General features: G+C 71.0%; 19 protein-coding genes. 12 read left to right on the forward strand and 7 right to left on the reverse strand.

Going from position 1 to position 19,165, the window contains the following annotated elements; translation table 11 throughout:
• Positions 1-24: 24 nt before the first annotated feature.
• From OG936_RS32135 to OG936_RS32150, 4 genes are all read left to right on the forward strand, one after another.
• Complete coding sequence (locus OG936_RS32135) at positions 25-936, forward strand: SDR family oxidoreductase (protein WP_406499446.1); 912 nt, start codon at positions 25-27, stop codon at positions 934-936.
• A 109-nt stretch (positions 937-1,045) separates the two neighbouring features.
• Complete coding sequence (locus tag OG936_RS32140) at positions 1,046-2,197, forward strand: ABC transporter ATP-binding protein (RefSeq protein ID WP_406499447.1); 1,152 nt, start codon at positions 1,046-1,048, stop codon at positions 2,195-2,197.
• Positions 2,198-2,290: 93 nt separating this feature from the next.
• Positions 2,291-2,449, forward strand: coding sequence for a hypothetical protein (locus OG936_RS32145; protein WP_406499448.1), 159 nt, complete (start codon positions 2,291-2,293; stop codon positions 2,447-2,449).
• Between the two features lie 133 nt (positions 2,450-2,582).
• Entirely contained in the window at positions 2,583-4,037 is a 1,455-nt protein-coding gene (locus OG936_RS32150; protein WP_406499449.1) for a glyceraldehyde-3-phosphate dehydrogenase, read from the forward strand.
• 211 nt (positions 4,038-4,248) lie between these two features.
• Here the strand turns inward: OG936_RS32150 and fusA are convergent, their stop codons facing one another.
• The gene (fusA, locus tag OG936_RS32155; protein ID WP_406499450.1) at positions 4,249-6,348 is read right to left on the reverse strand and encodes an elongation factor G; all 2,100 of its coding nucleotides are present in this window, start codon (positions 6,346-6,348) and stop codon (positions 4,249-4,251) included.
• Between the two features lie 691 nt (positions 6,349-7,039).
• On the opposite strand from fusA, the gene OG936_RS32160 reads away from it, so the two are divergent.
• Complete coding sequence (locus OG936_RS32160; RefSeq protein ID WP_406499451.1) at positions 7,040-7,672, forward strand: class I SAM-dependent methyltransferase; 633 nt, start codon at positions 7,040-7,042, stop codon at positions 7,670-7,672.
• A 21-nt stretch (positions 7,673-7,693) separates the two neighbouring features.
• Here OG936_RS32160 and OG936_RS32165 read toward each other — a convergent pair whose 3' ends face one another.
• Complete coding sequence (locus OG936_RS32165; protein ID WP_406500690.1) at positions 7,694-8,020, reverse strand: hypothetical protein; 327 nt, start codon at positions 8,018-8,020, stop codon at positions 7,694-7,696.
• A gap of 122 nt (positions 8,021-8,142) precedes the next feature.
• Entirely contained in the window at positions 8,143-9,045 is a 903-nt protein-coding gene (locus OG936_RS32170; RefSeq protein ID WP_406499452.1) for a DUF2510 domain-containing protein, read from the reverse strand.
• A gap of 166 nt (positions 9,046-9,211) precedes the next feature.
• Here OG936_RS32170 and OG936_RS32175 point away from each other — a divergent pair, with 166 nt between their 5' ends.
• From OG936_RS32175 to OG936_RS32195, 5 genes are all read left to right on the forward strand, one after another.
• The gene (locus OG936_RS32175; RefSeq protein WP_383760400.1) at positions 9,212-9,991 is read left to right on the forward strand and encodes a crotonase/enoyl-CoA hydratase family protein; all 780 of its coding nucleotides are present in this window, start codon (positions 9,212-9,214) and stop codon (positions 9,989-9,991) included.
• A gap of 106 nt (positions 9,992-10,097) precedes the next feature.
• Positions 10,098-10,844, forward strand: a complete 747-nt coding sequence (locus tag OG936_RS32180; protein ID WP_406499453.1) for a FadR/GntR family transcriptional regulator — start codon at positions 10,098-10,100, stop codon at positions 10,842-10,844.
• Between the two features lie 164 nt (positions 10,845-11,008).
• The gene (locus OG936_RS32185) at positions 11,009-11,776 is read left to right on the forward strand and encodes a (Fe-S)-binding protein (protein ID WP_406499454.1); all 768 of its coding nucleotides are present in this window, start codon (positions 11,009-11,011) and stop codon (positions 11,774-11,776) included.
• On the forward strand, positions 11,773-13,350 hold the full coding sequence (locus tag OG936_RS32190; protein ID WP_406499455.1) for a lactate utilization protein B: 1,578 nt from the start codon (positions 11,773-11,775) through the stop codon (positions 13,348-13,350). Before OG936_RS32185 ends, OG936_RS32190 begins: the two co-directional genes overlap by 4 nt.
• On the forward strand, positions 13,347-13,979 hold the full coding sequence (locus tag OG936_RS32195) for a lactate utilization protein C (RefSeq protein ID WP_406499456.1): 633 nt from the start codon (positions 13,347-13,349) through the stop codon (positions 13,977-13,979). Before OG936_RS32190 ends, OG936_RS32195 begins: the two co-directional genes overlap by 4 nt.
• A gap of 46 nt (positions 13,980-14,025) precedes the next feature.
• Here OG936_RS32195 and OG936_RS32200 read toward each other — a convergent pair whose 3' ends face one another.
• Positions 14,026-15,657, reverse strand: coding sequence for a DUF2264 domain-containing protein (locus OG936_RS32200; protein ID WP_406499457.1), 1,632 nt, complete (start codon positions 15,655-15,657; stop codon positions 14,026-14,028).
• A gap of 94 nt (positions 15,658-15,751) precedes the next feature.
• On the opposite strand from OG936_RS32200, the gene OG936_RS32205 reads away from it, so the two are divergent.
• Complete coding sequence (locus tag OG936_RS32205; RefSeq protein ID WP_406499458.1) at positions 15,752-16,519, forward strand: sulfite exporter TauE/SafE family protein; 768 nt, start codon at positions 15,752-15,754, stop codon at positions 16,517-16,519.
• On the opposite strand, the gene OG936_RS32210 is transcribed toward OG936_RS32205, so the two are convergent.
• The gene (locus OG936_RS32210) at positions 16,417-16,860 is read right to left on the reverse strand and encodes a hypothetical protein (RefSeq protein WP_406499459.1); all 444 of its coding nucleotides are present in this window, start codon (positions 16,858-16,860) and stop codon (positions 16,417-16,419) included. The two genes, OG936_RS32205 and OG936_RS32210, sit on opposite strands and share 103 nt — an antisense overlap.
• A gap of 48 nt (positions 16,861-16,908) precedes the next feature.
• On the reverse strand, positions 16,909-17,475 hold the full coding sequence (locus OG936_RS32215; RefSeq protein WP_406499460.1) for a hypothetical protein: 567 nt from the start codon (positions 17,473-17,475) through the stop codon (positions 16,909-16,911).
• 104 nt (positions 17,476-17,579) lie between these two features.
• Between OG936_RS32215 and OG936_RS32220 the strand changes: the two genes are divergently transcribed.
• Positions 17,580-18,335 (forward strand): cobalt-precorrin-6A reductase, encoded by a 756-nt coding sequence (locus tag OG936_RS32220; RefSeq protein ID WP_406499461.1) that lies wholly within the window; start codon positions 17,580-17,582, stop codon positions 18,333-18,335.
• Between the two features lie 7 nt (positions 18,336-18,342).
• Here the strand turns inward: OG936_RS32220 and cobF are convergent, their stop codons facing one another.
• Positions 18,343-19,098, reverse strand: a complete 756-nt coding sequence (gene cobF / locus OG936_RS32225; protein WP_406499462.1) for a precorrin-6A synthase (deacetylating) — start codon at positions 19,096-19,098, stop codon at positions 18,343-18,345.
• Positions 19,099-19,165: the final 67 nt, after the last annotated feature.

The following is a 19,165-nucleotide window of genomic DNA, read 5'->3' on the forward strand; positions in this document are numbered from 1 at the left end:
CGCTCACCGAAAGGACACACACCCATGACCGGACTGTGTACGGGACGCGTCGCCGTCATCACCGGGGCGGGCCGCGGGCTCGGGCGCGCGCACGCCCTCGCCCACGCCGCCGAGGGCGCCAAGGTCGTCGTCAACGACCTCGGAGTGGGTCTCGACGGCACGGGAGGGGCCACCGGGCCCGCCCAGCAGGTCGTCGAGGAGATCCGCGCACTCGGCGGCGAGGCGGTGGCACACGGCGGCGACATCACCACCACCGAGGGCGCGGCCTCACTGATCGCCACCGCTCTCGATGCCTTCGGCCGCCTCGACACCCTCGTCAACAACGCCGGATTCCTGCGCGACCGCATGCTCGTCAACCTGGACGACGACGACTGGGACGCGGTGATGCGCGTCCACCTCAAGGGCCACTTCCTGCCGCTCAAGCACGCCGCCGCGCACTGGCGCGCCGAGGCGAAGGCCGGCCGTACGCCCGAGGCGCGGGTCGTCAACACCAGCTCCGGGGCGGGCCTCCTGGGCAGCGTCGGGCAGGGCAACTACTCCGCCGCCAAGGCGGGGATCATCGGTCTGACCCTGGTCGCCGCCGCCGAGATGGGCCGCTACGGCGTCCAGGTCAACGCCATCGCCCCGGCCGCCCGGACCCGGATGACCGAGCAGACCTTCGCCGAAACCATGGCGGCCCCCGAGGACAGCGGATTCGACGCCATGGCCCCGGAGAACGTCTCCCCCCTCGTCGTCTGGCTGGGCTCCGCCGCCTGTGCCGGGGTGAGCGGCCGGGTCTTCGAGGCCGAGGCCGGCCGGATCACCGTCATGGAGGGCTGGCGGCCGGGGCCCACCGCGGACAAGGGAGCCCGCTGGACGCCGGCGGAGGCGGGGGAGGCCACGCTCGAACTGCTCGCCGACTCCGAGACCCCGCAGCCGGTGTACGGGGCACACTGACACACTGTCCGCTACGCGGCGCGGTGCCACCTGTCCGGCCGGACGGGTACCACCGCGCAGCGGGGCCCCTCGTCCGGATTCGCAGGAGTCCTCCCCGCCGTCCCGGACCATGCGGGACCTGGCGATCCTCCTCACCCCCTGGCTGCCGCTCGCCGAGCATCGGGACGTGGCGGCCACCGTCACCGAACCGACCTTCGCGACCCCGGCGTTCACCGGACCCCACCCGCTCGGCACCAACGGTTTCGGGCTCGACCTGCTCGCCCGGTCCCTCTACGACGTCACCGGCCTGCGCACGGTCTTCCACACCCCGCACGGAGAGATGCGGGCCGTCGACGACGTCTCCCTGCCCCTGTCCCCCGGGGAGACCCTCGGCCTCGTCGGGGAGTCCGGATCGGGCAAGTCCGTCCTCGGACGCACCGTCATGGGCCTGATCGGCAACGGGCCCGCCACCTCGGTCTCCGGATCCGTGCTCATCGGCGGCAAGGACGTCCACGCGCTCACGCCGCAGCGGCGGCGTGAGCTGTGGGGCACAGAGGTGGCCATGGTCTTCCAGGACCCGATGACATCGCTGAACCCGGTGAAGAAGGTCGGCACGCATCTGTCCGAGAGCGTGCGCCTGCACCTCGGCCTGAGCCGCGCCGACGCCCGGGACCGGGCCGTCGACCTGCTCCGGCAGGTCGGCATCCCCGAACCCTCCCGGCGGGCCGGGCAGTACCCGCACGAACTCTCGGGCGGCATGCGGCAGCGGGTCGTCATCGCGATGGCGCCGGCCTGCGGTCCGCGCCTGCTCATCGCCGACGAGCCGACCACGGCACTCGACGTCACGGTCCAGAAGCAGATCCTCGACCTGCTGCAGGCGCTCGGCGAGCAGCTGCGCATGGCGACGATCCTGATCAGCCACGACCTCGGCACTGTCGCCGGCCGGGTGGACCGGGTCGCGGTGATGTACGCCGGGCGCATCGTCGAGCACTCCGACATCGCGTCGGTGTTCGAGAGCCCCCGGCATCCGTACAGCCAGGCCCTGATCGCTTCGATCCCGCAGCTGGACACGCCCCCGCACACCCTGTTGCCGACCATCGAGGGCCGGCCCCCGAACCCGTTGAGTCCGCCGGCCGGCTGCCGCTTCGCCGCCAGGTGCGGCTTCGCCACCGACCGGTGCGCGGACGAGGCCCCCGAACTCGTCCCGCACAAAAGCACCGTCGGCGTCGTCGCCTGCCACTACCCGCTGGGTGTCGCCACTGCCGAGGAGGCCACGGTATGACCGCGAACGGTGCCGTCGTGGAGACGCCGCGGCGGCGCGCGCTCACCGGCCTGCCCTCGACCGGCGGCAGCCGCCTCTTCGCCGAGGGCCTCGATGTCCGTCCCGCTCGGCCGGGACGGCGACGGGCTGCCGCTGGGCGTCCAGTTCGCCGCCGATCTCGGGGGCGAGGGGCTGCTGCTCTCCCTGGCCGCGCAACTGGAACAGGCCGCGCCCTGGCCGGCGGCGCGGGTCCAGGAGGGGTCGGTCACCTGACGACCCGATATCGAGACAAACAAACGCAATACGTCACACATCCCTACCGTTTCCGGCTCGGACGGCACCGTTTGATTGATCAAAAAGGCGACGGGTTAGCATATGAGCGCCGCCTAGCTCGAAAGATAAATCTGTGACTGTCAATGACGACTCGTTCACCAATTGGAACCACCGCGAGGAGATCGCGGAGTCGATGATCCCGATCATCGGGAAGATGCACCGGGAGCGGGACGTGACGGTCCTGCTGCACAGCCGCTCCTTGGTGAACAAGTCGGTGGTCAGCATCCTCAAGACCCACCGGTTCGCCCGGCAGATCGCCGGTGAGGAGCTCTCGGTCACCGAGACCATGCCCTTCCTGCAGGCCCTCACCACGCTGGATCTCGGCCCCTCCCAGATCGACATCGGCATGCTCGCCGCGACCTTCAAGAGCGACGACCGCGGTCTCTCGGTCGAGGAGTTCACAGCCAAGGCCGTCGCCGGCGCCACGGGTGCCAACAAGATCGAGCGTCCCCAGGGCCGCGACGTCGTCCTCTACGGCTTCGGCCGCATCGGCCGCCTCGTCGCCCGCCTGCTCATCGAGAAGGCCGGCTCCGGCAACGGGCTGCGGCTGCGCGCCATCGTCGTCCGCGGGGGCGGCGGCCGGGCCGACGAGGACCTCGTCAAGCGTGCCTCGCTGCTGCGCCGCGACTCGATCCACGGCCAGTTCCAGGGCACGATCACCGTCGACGAGGCGACCAGCACCATCGTCGCCAACGGCAACGAGATCAAGGTGATCTACGCCAACGACCCGTCGGAGGTCGACTACACGGCGTACGGCATCAAGGACGCCATCCTCATTGACAACACCGGCAAGTGGCGCGACCGCGAGGGCCTGTCGCAGCACCTGCGCCCCGGCATCGACAAGGTCGTCCTGACCGCTCCGGGCAAGGGCGACGTCCCCAACATCGTGCACGGCGTCAACCACGATGCGATCAAGTCGGACGAGCAGATCCTGTCCTGCGCCTCCTGCACCACCAACGCGATCGTCCCGCCGCTGAAGGCGATGGCGGACGAGTACGGCGTGCTCCGCGGCCACGTGGAGACCGTCCACTCGTTCACCAACGACCAGAACCTGCTGGACAACTACCACAAGGCCGACCGGCGCGGCCGCTCGGCGCCGCTCAACATGGTCATCACCGAGACCGGTGCCGCGTCCGCCGTCGCCAAGGCGCTGCCCGACCTCGAGGCGCCGATCACCGGCAGCTCGATCCGCGTCCCGGTGCCGGACGTCTCGATCGCGATCCTCAGCCTGCGGCTGGGCCGTGAGGCCACCCGCGAAGAGGTCCTCGACTACCTCCGTGATGTGTCGCTGACCTCGCCGCTCAAGCGCCAGATCGACTTCACCAACGCCCCCGACGCGGTGTCGAGCGACTTCATCGGCTCGCGGCACGCCTCGATCGTCGATGCCGGTGCCACCAAGGTCGAGGGCGACAACGCGATCCTCTACCTCTGGTACGACAACGAGTTCGGCTACTCCTGCCAGGTCATCCGGGTCGTCCAGCACGTGTCCGGCGTGGAGTACCCGACCTACCCGGTCCCGCGGGTCTGATCCCGCCGGGAACCTCCGGTCCGGCGTTCCGGCAGGCGGGGCGGCGGTGGGGCGGCCATCGATTCCGATCGGTATCCGGCAGCGCTCCCACCGCCACCCGCCACCGCTGCTGACCGCGTTGCTCCGGCGGCCGGCAGTGCCGCCGGCGCGAACTGTCCGGCGTGTAGGTGACGCGGCCCAGCCCGCGTACGGACGGGGCCGCGCCCCGGGGCTACCGGCCCGTCGTCCCGTGGGGCACCGCGGCCGGCGCCGGGGCGTAACCGGTGGCCCGGGTGGTGAAGGTTCCCCGGCCCTGCGTCCGGCTGCGCAGCCGGGTCGCATAGCCGAAGAGCTCCGCCAGCGGCACGGTCGCGGTGACCACCGACGTGCCGGCCCGCGCGGTCGAGCCCGAGACCTGGCCGCGCCGTGCCGCCAGGTCGCCGAGCACCCCGCCCACGGCGTCGTCGGGCACGGTGACGGTGACCTCCACCACCGGCTCCAACAGCACCATCGCGCTGTTGCGCAGCGCCTCACGGAGCGCGAGCCGGCCGGCCGTCCGGAACGCCATCTCCGAGGAGTCCTTGGAGTGGGTCGCCCCGTCGGTCAGCGTGACCCGCAGCCCGGTCACCGGGTGACCGCCGAGTGGGCCCTCGACCAGGGCGTCCCGGCAACCGGCCTCGACCGCCCGCACGTACTCCTGCGGCACCCGGCCCCCGACGACGGACGACCGGAACACGAAGTCCACCCCGCCGCCGGCATCGTGGTCACCCCCGGCCTCCAGTGGCTCCACGTCGACGACGACATGAGCGAACTGACCGGCGCCGCCGTCCTGCTTGACATGCCGGTACACCAGTCCGGACACGCCACGGACGACCGTCTCCCGGTAGGCCACCTGCGGCCGGCCGACGCCGACCTCCAGCCCGTGAGCACGACGGATCTTCTCCACCGCGACCTCCAGATGCAGTTCCCCCATCCCCGACAGCACCGTCTGACCCGTTTCGGGGTCGGTCCGTACCGTCAGCGAAGGATCCTCCTCGACCAGCCGCGCCAGCGCCGGCACCAACCGGTCGGTGTCGATGCTCCTGCGGGTCTCGACCGCCACGGAGACGACCGGATCGGCCACGGAAGGCGGTTCGAGAACCAAGGGCGCCGCCGGTGCGCACAGCGTCGCCCCGGCCCGTGCCGCCTTGAGCCCGATCACCGCGACGATGTCCCCGGCCACCGCCCCGTCCACGTCCGAGTGCTGTCCGGCCCGGACCCGCAGGATCCGGCCGATTCGCTCGCTGCGCCGCGCGCCCACGTCCAGCACCGCGTCCCCCTTCCGGATCTTTCCCGAATACACACGCAGGTACGTCAGCCGCCCCGTCGCGGTCGAGTTCACCTTGAACACCAGCGCGGCGAACGGCGCGGCCGGGTCGGCGGGCCGCTCCTGCTCCGCGCCGTCCAGGGTGCCGCGTACCGCCGGCACATCCAGCGGCGAGGGCAGATAGGCAACGACGGCCTCCAGCAGCGGCTCGATCCCGCGGTTGCGGTAGGCCGAACCGCACAGCACCACGACGCCCTCACCGGCACGGGTCAGATCGCGCAGCGCGGCGGCCAGCGTCCCTGCGGAGACCGTCGACTCCGCGCAGAACTCCTCCAACGCCACCGGATGGAGTTCCGCCACGGTCTCCGCCAGCAGCCGACGACGCCGAAGTGCCTCTTCCCGCAGGTCGTCCGGCACCTCCCCCTCCTCGTACGTGCCCTGACCGTCGGCCCAGACCAGCGACCGCATACGCAGCAGATCCACCACTCCGGTGAACCCGTCCTCCTTCCCGATGGGCAACTGGACCACCAGCGGGACCGCGTGCAGCCTCTCGCGTATCGACGCGACCGCCGCGTCGAGGTCGGCCCCGGTACGGTCCAGCTTGTTGACGAAGGCGATCCGGGGCACCCCGTGCCGATCGGCCTGCCGCCACACCGACTCGCTCTGCGGTTCGACCCCCGCGACGGCGTCGAACACCGCGATCGCGCCGTCGAGCACCCGCAGCGAGCGCTCCACCTCGTCGGAGAAGTCGACGTGGCCCGGGGTGTCGATCAGGTTGATCCGGTGACCGTCCCAGTCACAGCTCACCGCCGCGGCAAAGATGGTGATGCCGCGGTCGCGTTCCTGGGGATCGAAGTCGGTGACGGTCGTACCGTCATGGACCTCGCCCCGCTTGTGGGTGGTGCCGGTGAGGTAGAGGATCCGTTCGGTGACGGTGGTCTTGCCGGCATCGACGTGGGCGAGGATGCCCAGATTGCGAACGCCGGTCAGTGCACTGGTGAGTTGACGGTGCAGTTCGGTACGCACGGCCCATGGCCTTTCGGGTGATCCGGATGCGGGACGGCGCGATTCCCGGACGAACGGGCCTGCGCTCAGGCCACGCATGAACCCCTGGTGCGGCGGACCGCATCGGTGCACGGCCGCACCGGCGACCCAACACCGTGGGAAAGAGGGTCAGTTGTTCGTCGCGGAGATCCGGTACCGGCCGCGCAGCGGGCACCGGACGCACGAAGACACCAGGATCACCTCGTACCGTGACCGGGGGACGACGACGGCGGTGCGGTAACGCATGGCCGGTCTCCCCTCGCTCGTCGCGGTGCACGCCGCGATGATGTCGCTGCGGGCGATTCGTGGCGAGTGTAGTGATCCCGGTGCGGGCAGGTCACCGGGTTTTCCGCCTGACGCCGTGTCCGGCGACGGCCCCGCGCGTCGGCCGCCGCGGGCACCACCCCCGGGCGCCGACAGGGCCGTACTCGACGGCGCGATCGCCATGGCACGGACGGCGGTCGGACTCGCCACCGACCCGGGGCGCCACCGGCTCCTGGCCGGGGTCCGTGACCGGGCCACGGCGGTCACCCGGCACCGGGGACGTTGCCCCTCGCTCGTCCACACCGGGTGCCCCGATTCCCCATGTGACGGGCCCGGGTGGGACGTTGAAGGCCGCACCGAATGGTGAAAAGATCCCGGGGACCTGCCGGGATGGGAAGGATGCGCATCGATGGACGAAGAGCACGGCCTTCCGGCCGCGAGGGTGTTCGATGCTCTGGGCGCCGAGTACGAGCGGGCGTTCGCCGACTCGGCCACCCACCACGCGTCGCTGCACCGGCTGTTGGAGCACATCCCACCGCACAGCCGAGTCCTGGACGTGGGCAGCGGAACGGGCCGTCCCACTGCGCAGACCCTGGCCGACGCCGGTCATCAGGTGCTGGGCGTCGATGTCTCGCCCGTCATGGTCGACCTGGCGGCCCGGAACGTGCCCGGTGCGACCTTCGTATGCGCCGATATCCGCGAACTCCCCCTGGAGCAACGGAGTTTCGACGTGGTGTGCTCGTACTTCTCGTTACTGCAGATGTCCCGCGACGATCAGTCCCGGCTCCTGCGGAGACTGGGACGACTGCTGCTCCCCGGCGGAGTCCTGGCCGTCGCCACAGTTCCGCTGGACGTGGAGGACGCCGATGTCGTCGTCATGGGGCAGAAGGTGCAGGCGACCAGTTTCGGCGCCGAAGCGTTCACCGAACTGGTCGCCGGGGCCGGATTCACGATCCTGTGGGAGCAGAGCGGTCCGTTCACCCCGGCGTACGAAGGAGCGGTGGCCGAGCCCCAGTTGTTCCTGCACTGCGAGCCGGTCTGACGCAGCGGGCCGGCCCGGAACTCAGCGCTCGCGCAGCAACGCCCCGGACCGGCGCGGCCGACGTACCCCGGCGCGCCGCGGCACCGGAGTGCCCGGGTGTCTGCAGGCGTTCAGCGGGGCCTTCCAGCTGCGAAGCGCGTGCCTGCCGCAGCGGCGCCACTGCGCGGGCGAGATCGGCACGGGCTGCCCGCCCCTGGTGACCATCGCGTTGACCGGACCCATCGGATCCGCCGCCATGGTCTTGGCCAGCAGTACGCCGATCACCAGCGGCGCCAACGTCACGGCCAGGGCCGTACCGGCGGTGGTGACGTGCTGCATGCGGGGGCGGGGAGACGCGTCGGGAACCATGGTTGTCATTCGACCAGCCATGGCCCGATGAGGAATCGGACGACGTACTCAGTCCGGTCGTCCTCTTGTACTCACACCGGTGCCGGGCGCCCTCCCCGCAGACGCGATCGCCCGCCACGCTCCTATACGGTGGTGCCCGGACCGGAGCCCGTTCCCGACGCGGCCTTGATGCCCTTGGTGATCTCGTCCATGACGGAGAGCTCCGGCGCCTTGGAGTTGATGTCGAAGCCGGAACGGACGACGACCAGCATGTCCTTGGAACGGGGGGACGGGAAGGCCAGCGACTGGACGTACCCGTCGTCGCCGTTCTTCGTCACCACCTTCCAGCGCACCAGGTAGCCCTGCTCTCCGGCCACGGTGACCGGACCGGACTTGAGCTCCTGATGCGAAGTGATGCCTCCGTAGATCTTTTCGCCGTAGGACTCCGTGGCGTTGGCGGAGATGTCCTTCGTCGCCGTGGCCTTCGCCGTCGTGGTGTCGAGCTTCAGGGCCTTCGCGGGCGTGGACGACACCCCGCCGCGCACGCACTGCTCGGACGTGGCGCCGGGGCACGCGTACTCGCCCGTGCTCACCCACGCGCCGGTGATCCCCGAGTTGCCCGTCCACCCGTCGGGCACCGGGAGACTGATTCCACTGGTCAGGTCCGTGGCGTAGCCGTCTTCGGTCCCCGGCAGCCGCTGCTCGGGTGCCCCGCTCCCGCCGCCGCCCTCGCGGCCACCGCCTCCGGGCGCCCCCGGCCCGCGGCCGGGCGCGCCGGAAGGTGCGGGTGACGGGGCTGCGGCCGCGTCCTTCACCGAGCCGGAGGAATCGTCCGACAGCAGGAAGAGACCGCCGCCGACGGCGGCGAGCACCACCACACCGGCGGTGACGCCGATGCCGATACGCAGCCTGCGGCGCCGGGCCGCGGCCGGCGGCACGCGGAGGTGGTCGGTCCACCGGTGGCCGTCCCACCAGCGCTCGTGAACGGGGCCAATTCCTGTATACCCGGGGTCTGGATGCCAGCCGGGCGGGCTCGTCTGGGTCACGCGGCTCAGAGTAGAACAGTTGCGTGAGAATCAGATGAATCCACCGACCGGGCCGGGCGTCTCACGGGGCGATCGCGTCGGGCTGCCGCACGTGGTGCGCGGCGGCGCGGCCGTCGTCCTCGACGGCATCGGCCCGGCTTCTGCAACCCCTGCGGGAGGGCGAACGATGAACGAGGAACCAGCGGTACGGATCGAGCGCGACGGACCCGTGTGCACGGTGATCCTCAGCCGGCCCGGGGTCCGTAACGCCGTGGACGGTCCGACAGCCGCCCGACTCGCCGACGCCTTCCGCGAGTTCGATGCCGACGCCGATGCGGCCGTCGCCGTGCTGTGGGGCGAGGGCGGTACGTTCTGTGCCGGTGCCGACCTGAAGAGCATCGGTACGGAACGCGGCAACAAGGTCCTGCCCGAGGGCGACGGGCCGATGGGGCCGACCCGGATGAGCCTGAGCAAGCCCGTCATCGCGGCGGTCTCGGGTCACGCGGTGGCCGGGGGGCTGGAGCTGGCCCTCTGGTGCGATCTGCGGGTGGCCGAGGACGACGCCGTGTTCGGGGTGTACTGCCGCCGCTGGGGAGTGCCGCTGGTCGACGGCGGAACCGTACGGCTGCCGCGCCTGATCGGCGAGAGCCGGGCCATGGACATGATCCTCACCGGGCGCCCCGTCCCGGCCCCGGAGGCGTACGCCATGGGGCTCGCCAACCGGATCGTTCCGACCGGTGAGGCCCGGCGCGCGGCGGAGCAACTCGCCCGGGAAATCGCCGCGTTCCCGCAACTGTGCCTGCGCCACGACCGGCTCTCGGTGCGCGAGCAGCACGGCCTGAGCGAGCTGGACGCCCTGGCCGCGGAGTACCACCACGGCCTGGTGCCGCTCACCGCGGGAGAGACGCAGGCGGGTGCCGACCGCTTCGGGGACGGTGCGGGCCGCCACGGGTCGTTCGGCGACTGAACGATGCGTCCTTTGGTCCGACCATATGTGTTGTGTGACATAGTGGAAGATCGGGCAGCGGACACGACGGCAACCGGACGATTCCGGCCGAGGCAGGGGGTGACGGATGCCCGTCGAATGGCAACCCGTACGGCAGTCCCGTACGCATGAACTCGTGCTCCAGAGCATCGAGGAGCGGGTGTTCTCCGGTGAGCTCAGGGCGGGCGACCGATTGCCACCCGAGCGTGAGCTCGCGCCGGTGCTCGGGGTCAGCCGGTCCGCGCTGCGCGAGGCGCTGCGGGTGCTGGAGACCATCGGTGTGCTGGTCGCGCAGCCGGGCCGGGGGCCGGATGCCGGGGCGCGGATCGTGCGCAACCCCGACGACGCGCTCGGGCGGCTGCTGCGACTCCACTTCGCGCTGGGCAGCTACAGCCTGGAGGACGTCCTGGAGGCGCGCGTCGTACTGGAGAGGTCGAGTTTCGAGGCGGCCGCGCGGCATGCATCCCCGGAGGGCCTCGATGAGGCGGAGGCGCTGGTCGTGCGGATGGGGGAGCCCGATGTCGGGGTGTCGGAGTTCAACGACCTGGACACCCGGTTCCATGTGCACATCGCCCGCAGCTCCGGCAATGAACTGACCTCCACGCTCACCTCCGCCGTTCGCGAGTCGGTGCGACCGCTGATCCTGCGGGCGCTGGAGGAGGCCGAGGACTGGCCGGCCACGGCCGCCGCGCTCAACGCGGAGCACGCCGGGCTGCTGAGGCTGGTACGCGCCGGCGAGGGCGTGCAGGCCGCAGATCTCGTCGAGCGGCACATCCGCAGCCTCCACGGCACGCTGGTCGACGAGAACTCCGACCGCGCGCGAGGGGATTCCTGACAGATGGGCGCGGGCTCCGGCCGGTTGGGCCGGGGTCTGGGGTGCGCCTAGGTCTTGTCAGGTGCATGCCTATGTGTATCGGCTCGTGGTGCCGCAGCCTTCACGTTCCGGACCGAGGCTAGTATGGTCGGACCATATAAATGGAGAAGCGATCGGAGAGACCCATGCGCATCGGACTCTTCGCCACCTGTCTGGGAGACACGCTCTTCCCCGAGGCGGTGAAATCGACCGCGGTCCTGCTCGCCCGGCTGGGCCACGACGTGGTGTTCCCGCCCGGGCAGACCTGCTGCGGCCAGATGCACGTCAACACCGGATACCAGCGTGAACCCGTGCCGCTGGTGCGGAACTTCGCCGAGCAGTTCGGTGACGCGTCGATCGACGCCGTCGTCATGCCGTCCGGCTCGTGCGCGGGCTCGGTCCGGCATCAGCACGAGATCGTCGCCGAGCGGTACGGGGACGCGGCGCTGCGCGCGGGGGTCGCCACCGTCAAGGGCAAGACGTACGAGTTGTCGGAGCTCCTCGTCGACGTCCTGGACGTCACCGATGTCGGCGCGTACTTCCCGCACCGTGTGACGTACCACCCCACCTGCCACTCCCTGCGCATGCTCCGCGTCGGTGAGAAGCCGCTGAAGCTGCTCCGCGCCGTCGAATCCATCGACCTCGTCGAGCTCCCCGAGGCCGACGCCTGCTGCGGATTCGGCGGCACCTTCGCCGTCAAGAACGCCGAGACGTCGACGGCGATGCTCCAGGACAAGATGCGCGACATCGCCACCACGGGAGCCGAGGTCTGCACCGCGGGCGACTCGTCCTGTCTGATGCACATCGGCGGCGGACTCTCCCGTATCTCTTCGGGCACCCACACCCTGCACCTCGCGCAGATCCTCTCCTCCACCCGCACCTCGCCGTACGTCCCGACGGAGGCCGTCCGATGAGCAGCACCTTCCTCGGCATGCCCGCCACCCCGCCCCGTTCCCCGTACGGGACCGGCAATCTGCGCGGCGACCGGACGTTCCCCGCCGCCGCCCACGACGAACTCCGCAACGAACAACTGCGCCGCAATCTCGGCAGGGCCACCCACACGATCCGCGCCAAACGCCTGAACGTCACCGGCGAACTGCCCGACTGGGAGCAGCTGCGCGACGCAGGTTCGGCCATCAAGACCGACACCATGAACCGGCTTCCCGAACTCCTGGAACAACTGGAGCGGAAGGTCACCGAGCACGGCGGCACCGTCCACTGGGCGCGCGACGGAGTCGAGGCCAACGAGATCGTCACGCGGCTCGTCAAGGCGACGGGCAGCACCGACGTCATCAAGGTCAAGTCGATGGCCACCCAGGAGATCGGCCTCAACGAGCATCTCGAATCGGCCGGCATCACCCCGTACGAGACGGACCTCGCCGAACTGATCGTGCAGCTCGCGCACGACAAGCCGTCGCACATCCTGGTCCCTGCGATCCACCGCAACCGCGACGAGATCCGGCAGATCTTCCTCAAGGAGATCCCGGGCGTCGACCCGGGCCTCGACAACGTCCCCGCGCATCTCGCCGCCGCGGCCCGCACCTATCTGCGCGAGAAGTTCATGACGACCAAGGTGGCGGTCTCCGGCGCCAACTTCGGCATCGCCGAGACCGGCACCCTCTGTGTCGTCGAGTCGGAGGGCAACGGGCGCATGTGCCTGACCCTGCCCGACACCCTGATCACCGTCATGGGTATCGAGAAGGTGCTGCCGCGCCATCAGGACCTCGAAGTCTTTCTGCAGTTGCTGCCGCGCTCCTCCACCGGCGAGCGGATGAACCCGTACACCTCGATGTGGACCGGGGTGACACCCGGCGACGGACCACAGGACTTCCACCTGGTCCTGCTCGACAACGGGCGCACCGCGGCGCTCGCCGACCGGATCGGGCGCGAGGCCCTCAACTGCATCCGCTGCTCGGCCTGCCTCAACGTCTGCCCGGTGTACGAACGGGCGGGCGGCCATGCGTACGGCTCGACGTACCCCGGACCGATCGGCGCGGTCCTCACCCCGCAGCTCGCAGGGATGCACGCGGCCAAGGACGACCCCAACAGCTCGCTGCCGTATGCCTCCAGCCTCTGCGGCGCCTGCTTCGACGCCTGCCCGGTCAAGATCGACATTCCGTCGCTGCTGGTCGAGCTGCGCCACCAGCACACCGAGCAGTCCGGCACGACGGCGGAGAAGCTGGCCATGAAGGCGGCGGCCGGAGTGATGAAGCGGCCGAAGCTGTTCACGGCCGCACAGAAGGGGGCGGCGATCGGCCGCGTCATCGCCGGGCGGGACGGGAAGATCTCGCATCTGCCACCGCCGTTCAACGGGTGGAGCGACAGCCGCGACACCGCCGCCCCGCCGAAGCAGTCCTTCCGCTCCTGGCTGGCGTCGGCCGAGGGCGCCGCGACGATGCGCGCCGCCGCCGACGAGCACAAGAGGAACGCCGCCGACGAGCACGAGAAGAACGAGAAGAACGAGATGAACGAGAAGGAGGGGAAGTGACGACCGCTCGCGACACGGTGCTGGGCAGGATCAAGGACGCCCTGGCCCTCGCCCCCACCCCGGACACCACCGTCCCGCGCACCTACCGCACCGGCCGTACCCTCCCCGACGACGAACGCCTGTCCCTCTTCACCGACCGGCTCGTCGACTACAAGGCACACGTCCACACCTGCGCCGCCGACCGCACGGCCGCGACCGTCGCCGAAGTGCTGCGGGAGCGCGGCGCCCGGCGGATCGGAGCGCCGGCCGGACTCGACCCGGCGTGGCTCGGCGCCTACGACGGTGAGGTCCAGCAGGACTCCGACACCATCCCGGCGCCCCGGCTCGACGCTTTGGACGGGGTCGTCACCGCCTCGGCCGTCAGCTGCGCCGAGACCGGGACGATCTTCCTGGACGGCTCGCCCGACCAGGGGCGGCGGGCGCTGTCCCTCGTCCCCGATCTGCATGTGTGCGTCGTCGACCTGTCGAGCGTCGAGGCCGGGGTACCGGAGGCGGTGGCCCGGCTCGTTCCGGAGCGTCCTACGACGTTGATCAGCGGCCCCTCGGCCACGTCCGACATCGAGCTGGAACGAGTGGAGGGTGTGCACGGTCCGCGCACTCTGGTGGTGGTGATCCGGACCGACGCGTAGGGGCGGGGCGGGGTCGCGCGACCTCCCGGCCGCGCGACCCCGGTGCTCAGCCGTGCGTGACCGTGACCGTGACCGTCACCGTCGGCGCGAAGCCGATACGTGTCGTCGCCGCGTCCTGCGCCCAGCGGACGTCCACCGAGTCCCCGTCCACCTGAACCCCACTCACCACCGCGTCCAGCGGTGCCGCGGCGGGCTCCGCGGTCAGCGAGGCGAGCGCCACAAGCACCACCGTGCCCTCCGCGGCCGTGGACAGCCGGGGCACCACCGCCCAGCGCGTGTACGCCGTACCCTGCGGGGCCCGTACCGCATCCCGCGTCTCCCAGCCGTGCAGGCCGTGCAGCTCGGACGTCACCGTGTCGCCCGGGCCGGTCGCCCAGCCCGTCTGCTCCCCCCGGGCCTCGGCCGGCGCGCCGACCACCCGGTGCACCCGCAGCTCGTAACGGCCACGCACCACGGTGACGCTCTCCACCCGCATCCCCGGCACCATCGGCGCACCGGACGTGAACACCGGGCGGTGCCAGGACGCGGCCCACCCCCACCCGTCGCCGCCACCCGCGCCCAGCGCGCGGACCACTCGGCGACCGCTGCGCACCCCGGCGACGACCACCGCCAGATGGTTGTCCGCCGTGTTCGCGCTCGACGTGGGGCCGGTCACGGTGGAGTACGACTGACGGCTGTACAGCGGATCGTCCGTCACCCCCGACTCGCCCTCGTGCGGGCGCACATGATCGCTGCCGTGGTTGTGCAGCCGTACGATCCCGTCCGCCCGGGTGGACTGGACGAGCAGACCGGGCGCGGGCAGCGCGAGCACCCTGTCGGGACCCTCACTGGGCGCGGGCTCCTCGGTCGCCGTCCACAGCGGATGGCCCTCCGGGGCGAGCAGCGAGACGAAGGCCTTGGACGCCCAGTACGGCGAGGCGGGGGCCGAGTAGTTCTGCAGCGTCGCCTCGTGCGGACCGTGCCAGCCCAGGTTCAGCAGCCCGTCCGTACCCGTCGCCCCACGGTCCAGGAAGTAGCGCAGCGACCCGTTGATCACCCGACGCGAGGCGCCCGGCGTGAGCGGGGTGTGCCCGGTGACGGCGCCGAGCGCGACCGACGAGGCGGCCGCGAAGCGGTACGTGAGCGAGCGTCCGAAGTGGATCGGTGCACCGTCGCCGCCGAACAGCAGCGAGAAGCCCTCCAGGTGCTCGCGCAGCCGGCCGCCGTAGTGCGCGGACAGCTCGGCGTCGCCCGACAGGTGCGCGTCCAGGACGGGATAGAGGTGCAGCGCCCAGCCGTTGTAGTGGTCGAAGGCCCGGCCGTCGCCGTCCGCGTACCAGCCGTCCCCGCGGTACCAGCCCTCCAGCAGGTCGAGGGCACGCTCCTTCGCGCGTGCCGTCTCCGCGTCGCCGCGGCCCACGGATTCGAGGAACGCGGCCACGGAGTAGGGGAACAGGTACCAGTTGTTGGGGGAGGGGATGTGCCGCAGCGCGTCGCGCAGCCACGCCTCGGTGCGGTCCCGCACACCGGACTCCAAGCGGTCCCAGAGCCACGGCCGGGTGAGCCGCAGTCCGATGGCGACCGACGCGGACTCGACCATCGGCTGGCCGAAGACGGAGTGGTCGCGGATCAGCGGCCATGATTCGGCATCGTCCCGGCCGGGCGTACGGGTGCCGGCCGTGAGGCCGTCTGTTGTCATGCCAATTCATCCGATGATTTGGTGAAATGGTGGCTACCTGGAGGCGGGTGCGACGCAGGTTCGGTAACACGTGGGTCTACCATCTGTTCCTGGCATGGAGACCCTCGCACTCTGGCAACTGGCCGCGCTCGCCGCGGCATCCGCACTCGTCGGCTTTTCGAAGTCGGCCGTCAGTGGCGCCAATACGATCAGTCTGGCAGTCTTCGCGGCCGTACTCCCGGCCCGCGAGTCCACCGGAGTACTGCTCCCGATCCTCATCGCAGGCGACGTACTCGCCGTTCTCATCTACCGGCGGCACGCCCACTGGCCGACTCTGCTGCGGCTCTTCCCCGCCGTGGCCGTCGGCGTGGTGGCGGGAACGGCCTTCATGACGTGGGCCGACGACGCGGCCGTACGGACATCGATCGGCGCGATCCTGCTGTTCATGGCAGGTGTGACAATCTGGCGGCGCAGGCCCGCGGCCACGGGCGGGGAGAAGCATGAGGAGTCCGGTGAACCCTCGGTGAGCGGCAGGATCAAGGCGCGCTCGTACGGGGTGCTGGGCGGCTTCACCACCATGGTCGCCAACGCGGGCGGTCCCGTCATGTCGCTCTATCTGCTTTCCGCCGGCTTTCGGAAACTCGGCTTCCTGGGGACCTCGGCGTGGTTCTTCCTCATCGTCAATACGTCCAAGGTGCCGTTCAGCGTGGGCCTGGGCCTCATCGACGCGCAGTCGCTGCTGCTGGACGCCTGCATGCTGCTGTTCGTCCTCCCCGGTGCCTACATCGGCCGCAGGTGCGTGGACCGCATCAACCAGAAGCTCTTCGAGCGGCTGGTGATCGGCGCGACGGTCCTCGGCGGACTCCAGCTGCTGCTGGGCTGATCGCACGCGGTGTTCCGTACCGCCCCCGCAGCGCCCGCCTCGTACCCGGCACGCGCCCACCCGGCGTCCACGCCACCGGAGAACTCCAGCAGGCCGTCCATCTCCACCGGCAGCGGATCGGTACCCGCGCTGTCGTCATCGGCGACGAACCCGTCAGCCGTGCCGCGGCCGACACCCTGCGCGTCGCCGGCCTGGACGTAGTCGCCGTGGTCACCGACCAGCCGTCCTCCCGCCTCACGGTGCCGACCAGGTCCCGGGCCCGCACCCCGCTCCTCACCCGCGCCACTGTCACCGCCCTGACCGGCCGCGACCGGCTCACCGGAGTGGAACTGCGGCATCACGACGGCCGGACCACCACCCCGTGCGGATCCCGGTGCGCTGACCGTACGTCAGGGAATCAGTAGCCAGTCGGAACCGATCGCCGCCAGCAGGCCGATCCCCAGCAGCCAACTGCCCAGCCGCGTACGGCCGTTCCTGCTGAGTTCGATCACGATCCCGCACAGGATCAGCGCGAGCCCGTACACCCCGACCACGAGCACGGACGACCGGCTGGCGATCCGCAACGCGAGGACGACCGCCATCGCCGCCATGCCGACGGACGAGAGGACGATGCGCAGCCGTCGCGCCTGACGCGGTGTCAATCGTCGTTCGTCGGCCTCGGAGCCGGCCTCGGAGTCGGCCTGGGAGTCGGCCTCGGAGCCGGTCTGGGAGTCGGCCTGGGAGTCGGCCTGGGAGTCGGCCTGGGAGTCGGCCTCGGGGGCGGTCTCCGGAACTGCCGCGGGCGCGGTCTCGGAAGCGGTCTCGGAAGCGGTCTCGGAGGTGGTCTCCGCGACGGCATCGGTACGGTCCTCGGCCTCGGAAGCCGTCTTGGGAACCATCGCGGAAGCCGCCTCGGAAGCGGCCTCGGGAGCGGCTATCGGGGTGTCCACGGCCTGGTCCTGGTCAGAAGTGCTCATGACGCCGGATCGTAATGGCTGCGAGCGGCCCTGTTCACCGCTCCGTACGTCCGGTGGCGAAAGTGACGTAGATGGTGACGGAGGCGGTGACATAGGTTCGGGTCATGCCCGGCCACCTTTTGATCCTCGGCGGAACGACCGAGGCCCGACAGCTCGCCGCCGAGCTGACCGGGCCCGGCGGCGACGCGACGACGCGCGTCACCACCTCGCTGGCCGGCCGGGTCGCCCGGCCCCGGATGCCCGCCGGCGACGTACGCGTCGGCGGCTTCGGCGGGCCCGAGGGCCTCGCCGACTGGCTGCGCACCCACGGCGTGGACACCGTCATCGACGCCACCCACCCGTTCGCCGACACCATCAGCGCCAACGCCGCCACGGCCGCGAAGGCCACCGGCACCCGGTTGTTCGCGCTGCGCCGCCCGGGCTGGACGGCGGGCCCCGGCGACCGCTGGTACCCGGCCGACGACCTCACGCACGCCGCCGCACGACTGCCCGCCCTGGGCCGCCGGATCTTCCTCACCACCGGCCGCCTGGGCCTGGCCGCCTTCGCCACCGCCCCCGGAGCGGACCGGCTCCACTTCCTCGTACGGTCCGTGGAACCCCCCGAGCCCCCGCTGCCCCGGCACACCGACGTCCTCCTCGACCGAGGCCCGTACACCGTCGAAGGGGAGACGGCGCTGCTGCGTGACCACGCCATCGGCGTCCTCGTCACCAAGGACAGCGGAGGCCCCGCCACCGCGGCGAAACTCACCGCGGCCAGGAACCTCGGTCTGCCCGTCGTCGTGGTCCGCCGCCCGCCGCCGCCCGACAGCGTGCCCGTCGTGCGCGATGTGCCGTCCGCGCTCCAACTGCTGGGCCGGTAAAGCCTATTCAGCCGCGACGCAGCAGATACGTATCCATGATCCAGCCCTTGCGGGCGCGCGCCTCGGCCCGCAGCTCCTCGATCCGGTCCGACACCTCGGCGAGGCGACCGGAGACCAGGATCTCGTCCTCGGTCCCCACGTACGCGCCCCAGTAGATGAAGAGGTCCTGATCGAGATGGCGGGTGAACGCCTGCCGCGCGTCGAGCATCACCACCACGTCGTCGACCCCCTCGGGCCAGCCCTCGGCCAGCCGCCGGCCCGTCGTGATCTGCACCGGACGCGCCACCCGGTTCAGCCCCGTCCGGTGCTTGGCCAGCAGCGCGGAGACACTGCTGATCCCGGGAACCACCTCGTGGTCGAAGACGACCGCACGCCGGTCGAGGATCTCCTCGAGGATGCCCAGCGTGGAGTCGTACAGCGCGGGATCGCCCCACACGAGGAACGCCCCGCACTCGTCCTCGCCGAGATCCTCCGCGATGAACCGCTCGTACAGATCCGCGCGGCGCCGACGCCAGTCGTCCACCGCGGGTGAGTAGTCCGACGTCCTGCGGTCCCGCTCCGGATCCCGCGCCTCGACGAGCCGGTACGCGGAGTTGGCCACGTGCACATCGAGGATGTCCCGCCGCAGCCCGGTCAGATCGGACTTCTCCTCACCCTTGTCAAGGATGAAGAACGCATCCGCCCTGTTCAGCGCCTTGACGGCCTGCAAAGTCAGATGGTCGGGGTCGCCCGCGCCGATGCCGATGACATAGATCTTTCTCACCGCACCGAGTCTGCCCCACGCCCCACCGCCCCCGGCGCCGGGGTAGAGGGCCTGGTCCGGCGGACCG

Source organism: Streptomyces sp. NBC_00846 (assembly GCF_045207325.1).
In the GTDB taxonomy this organism is placed as follows: Bacteria; Actinomycetota; Actinomycetes; order Streptomycetales; family Streptomycetaceae; genus Streptomyces.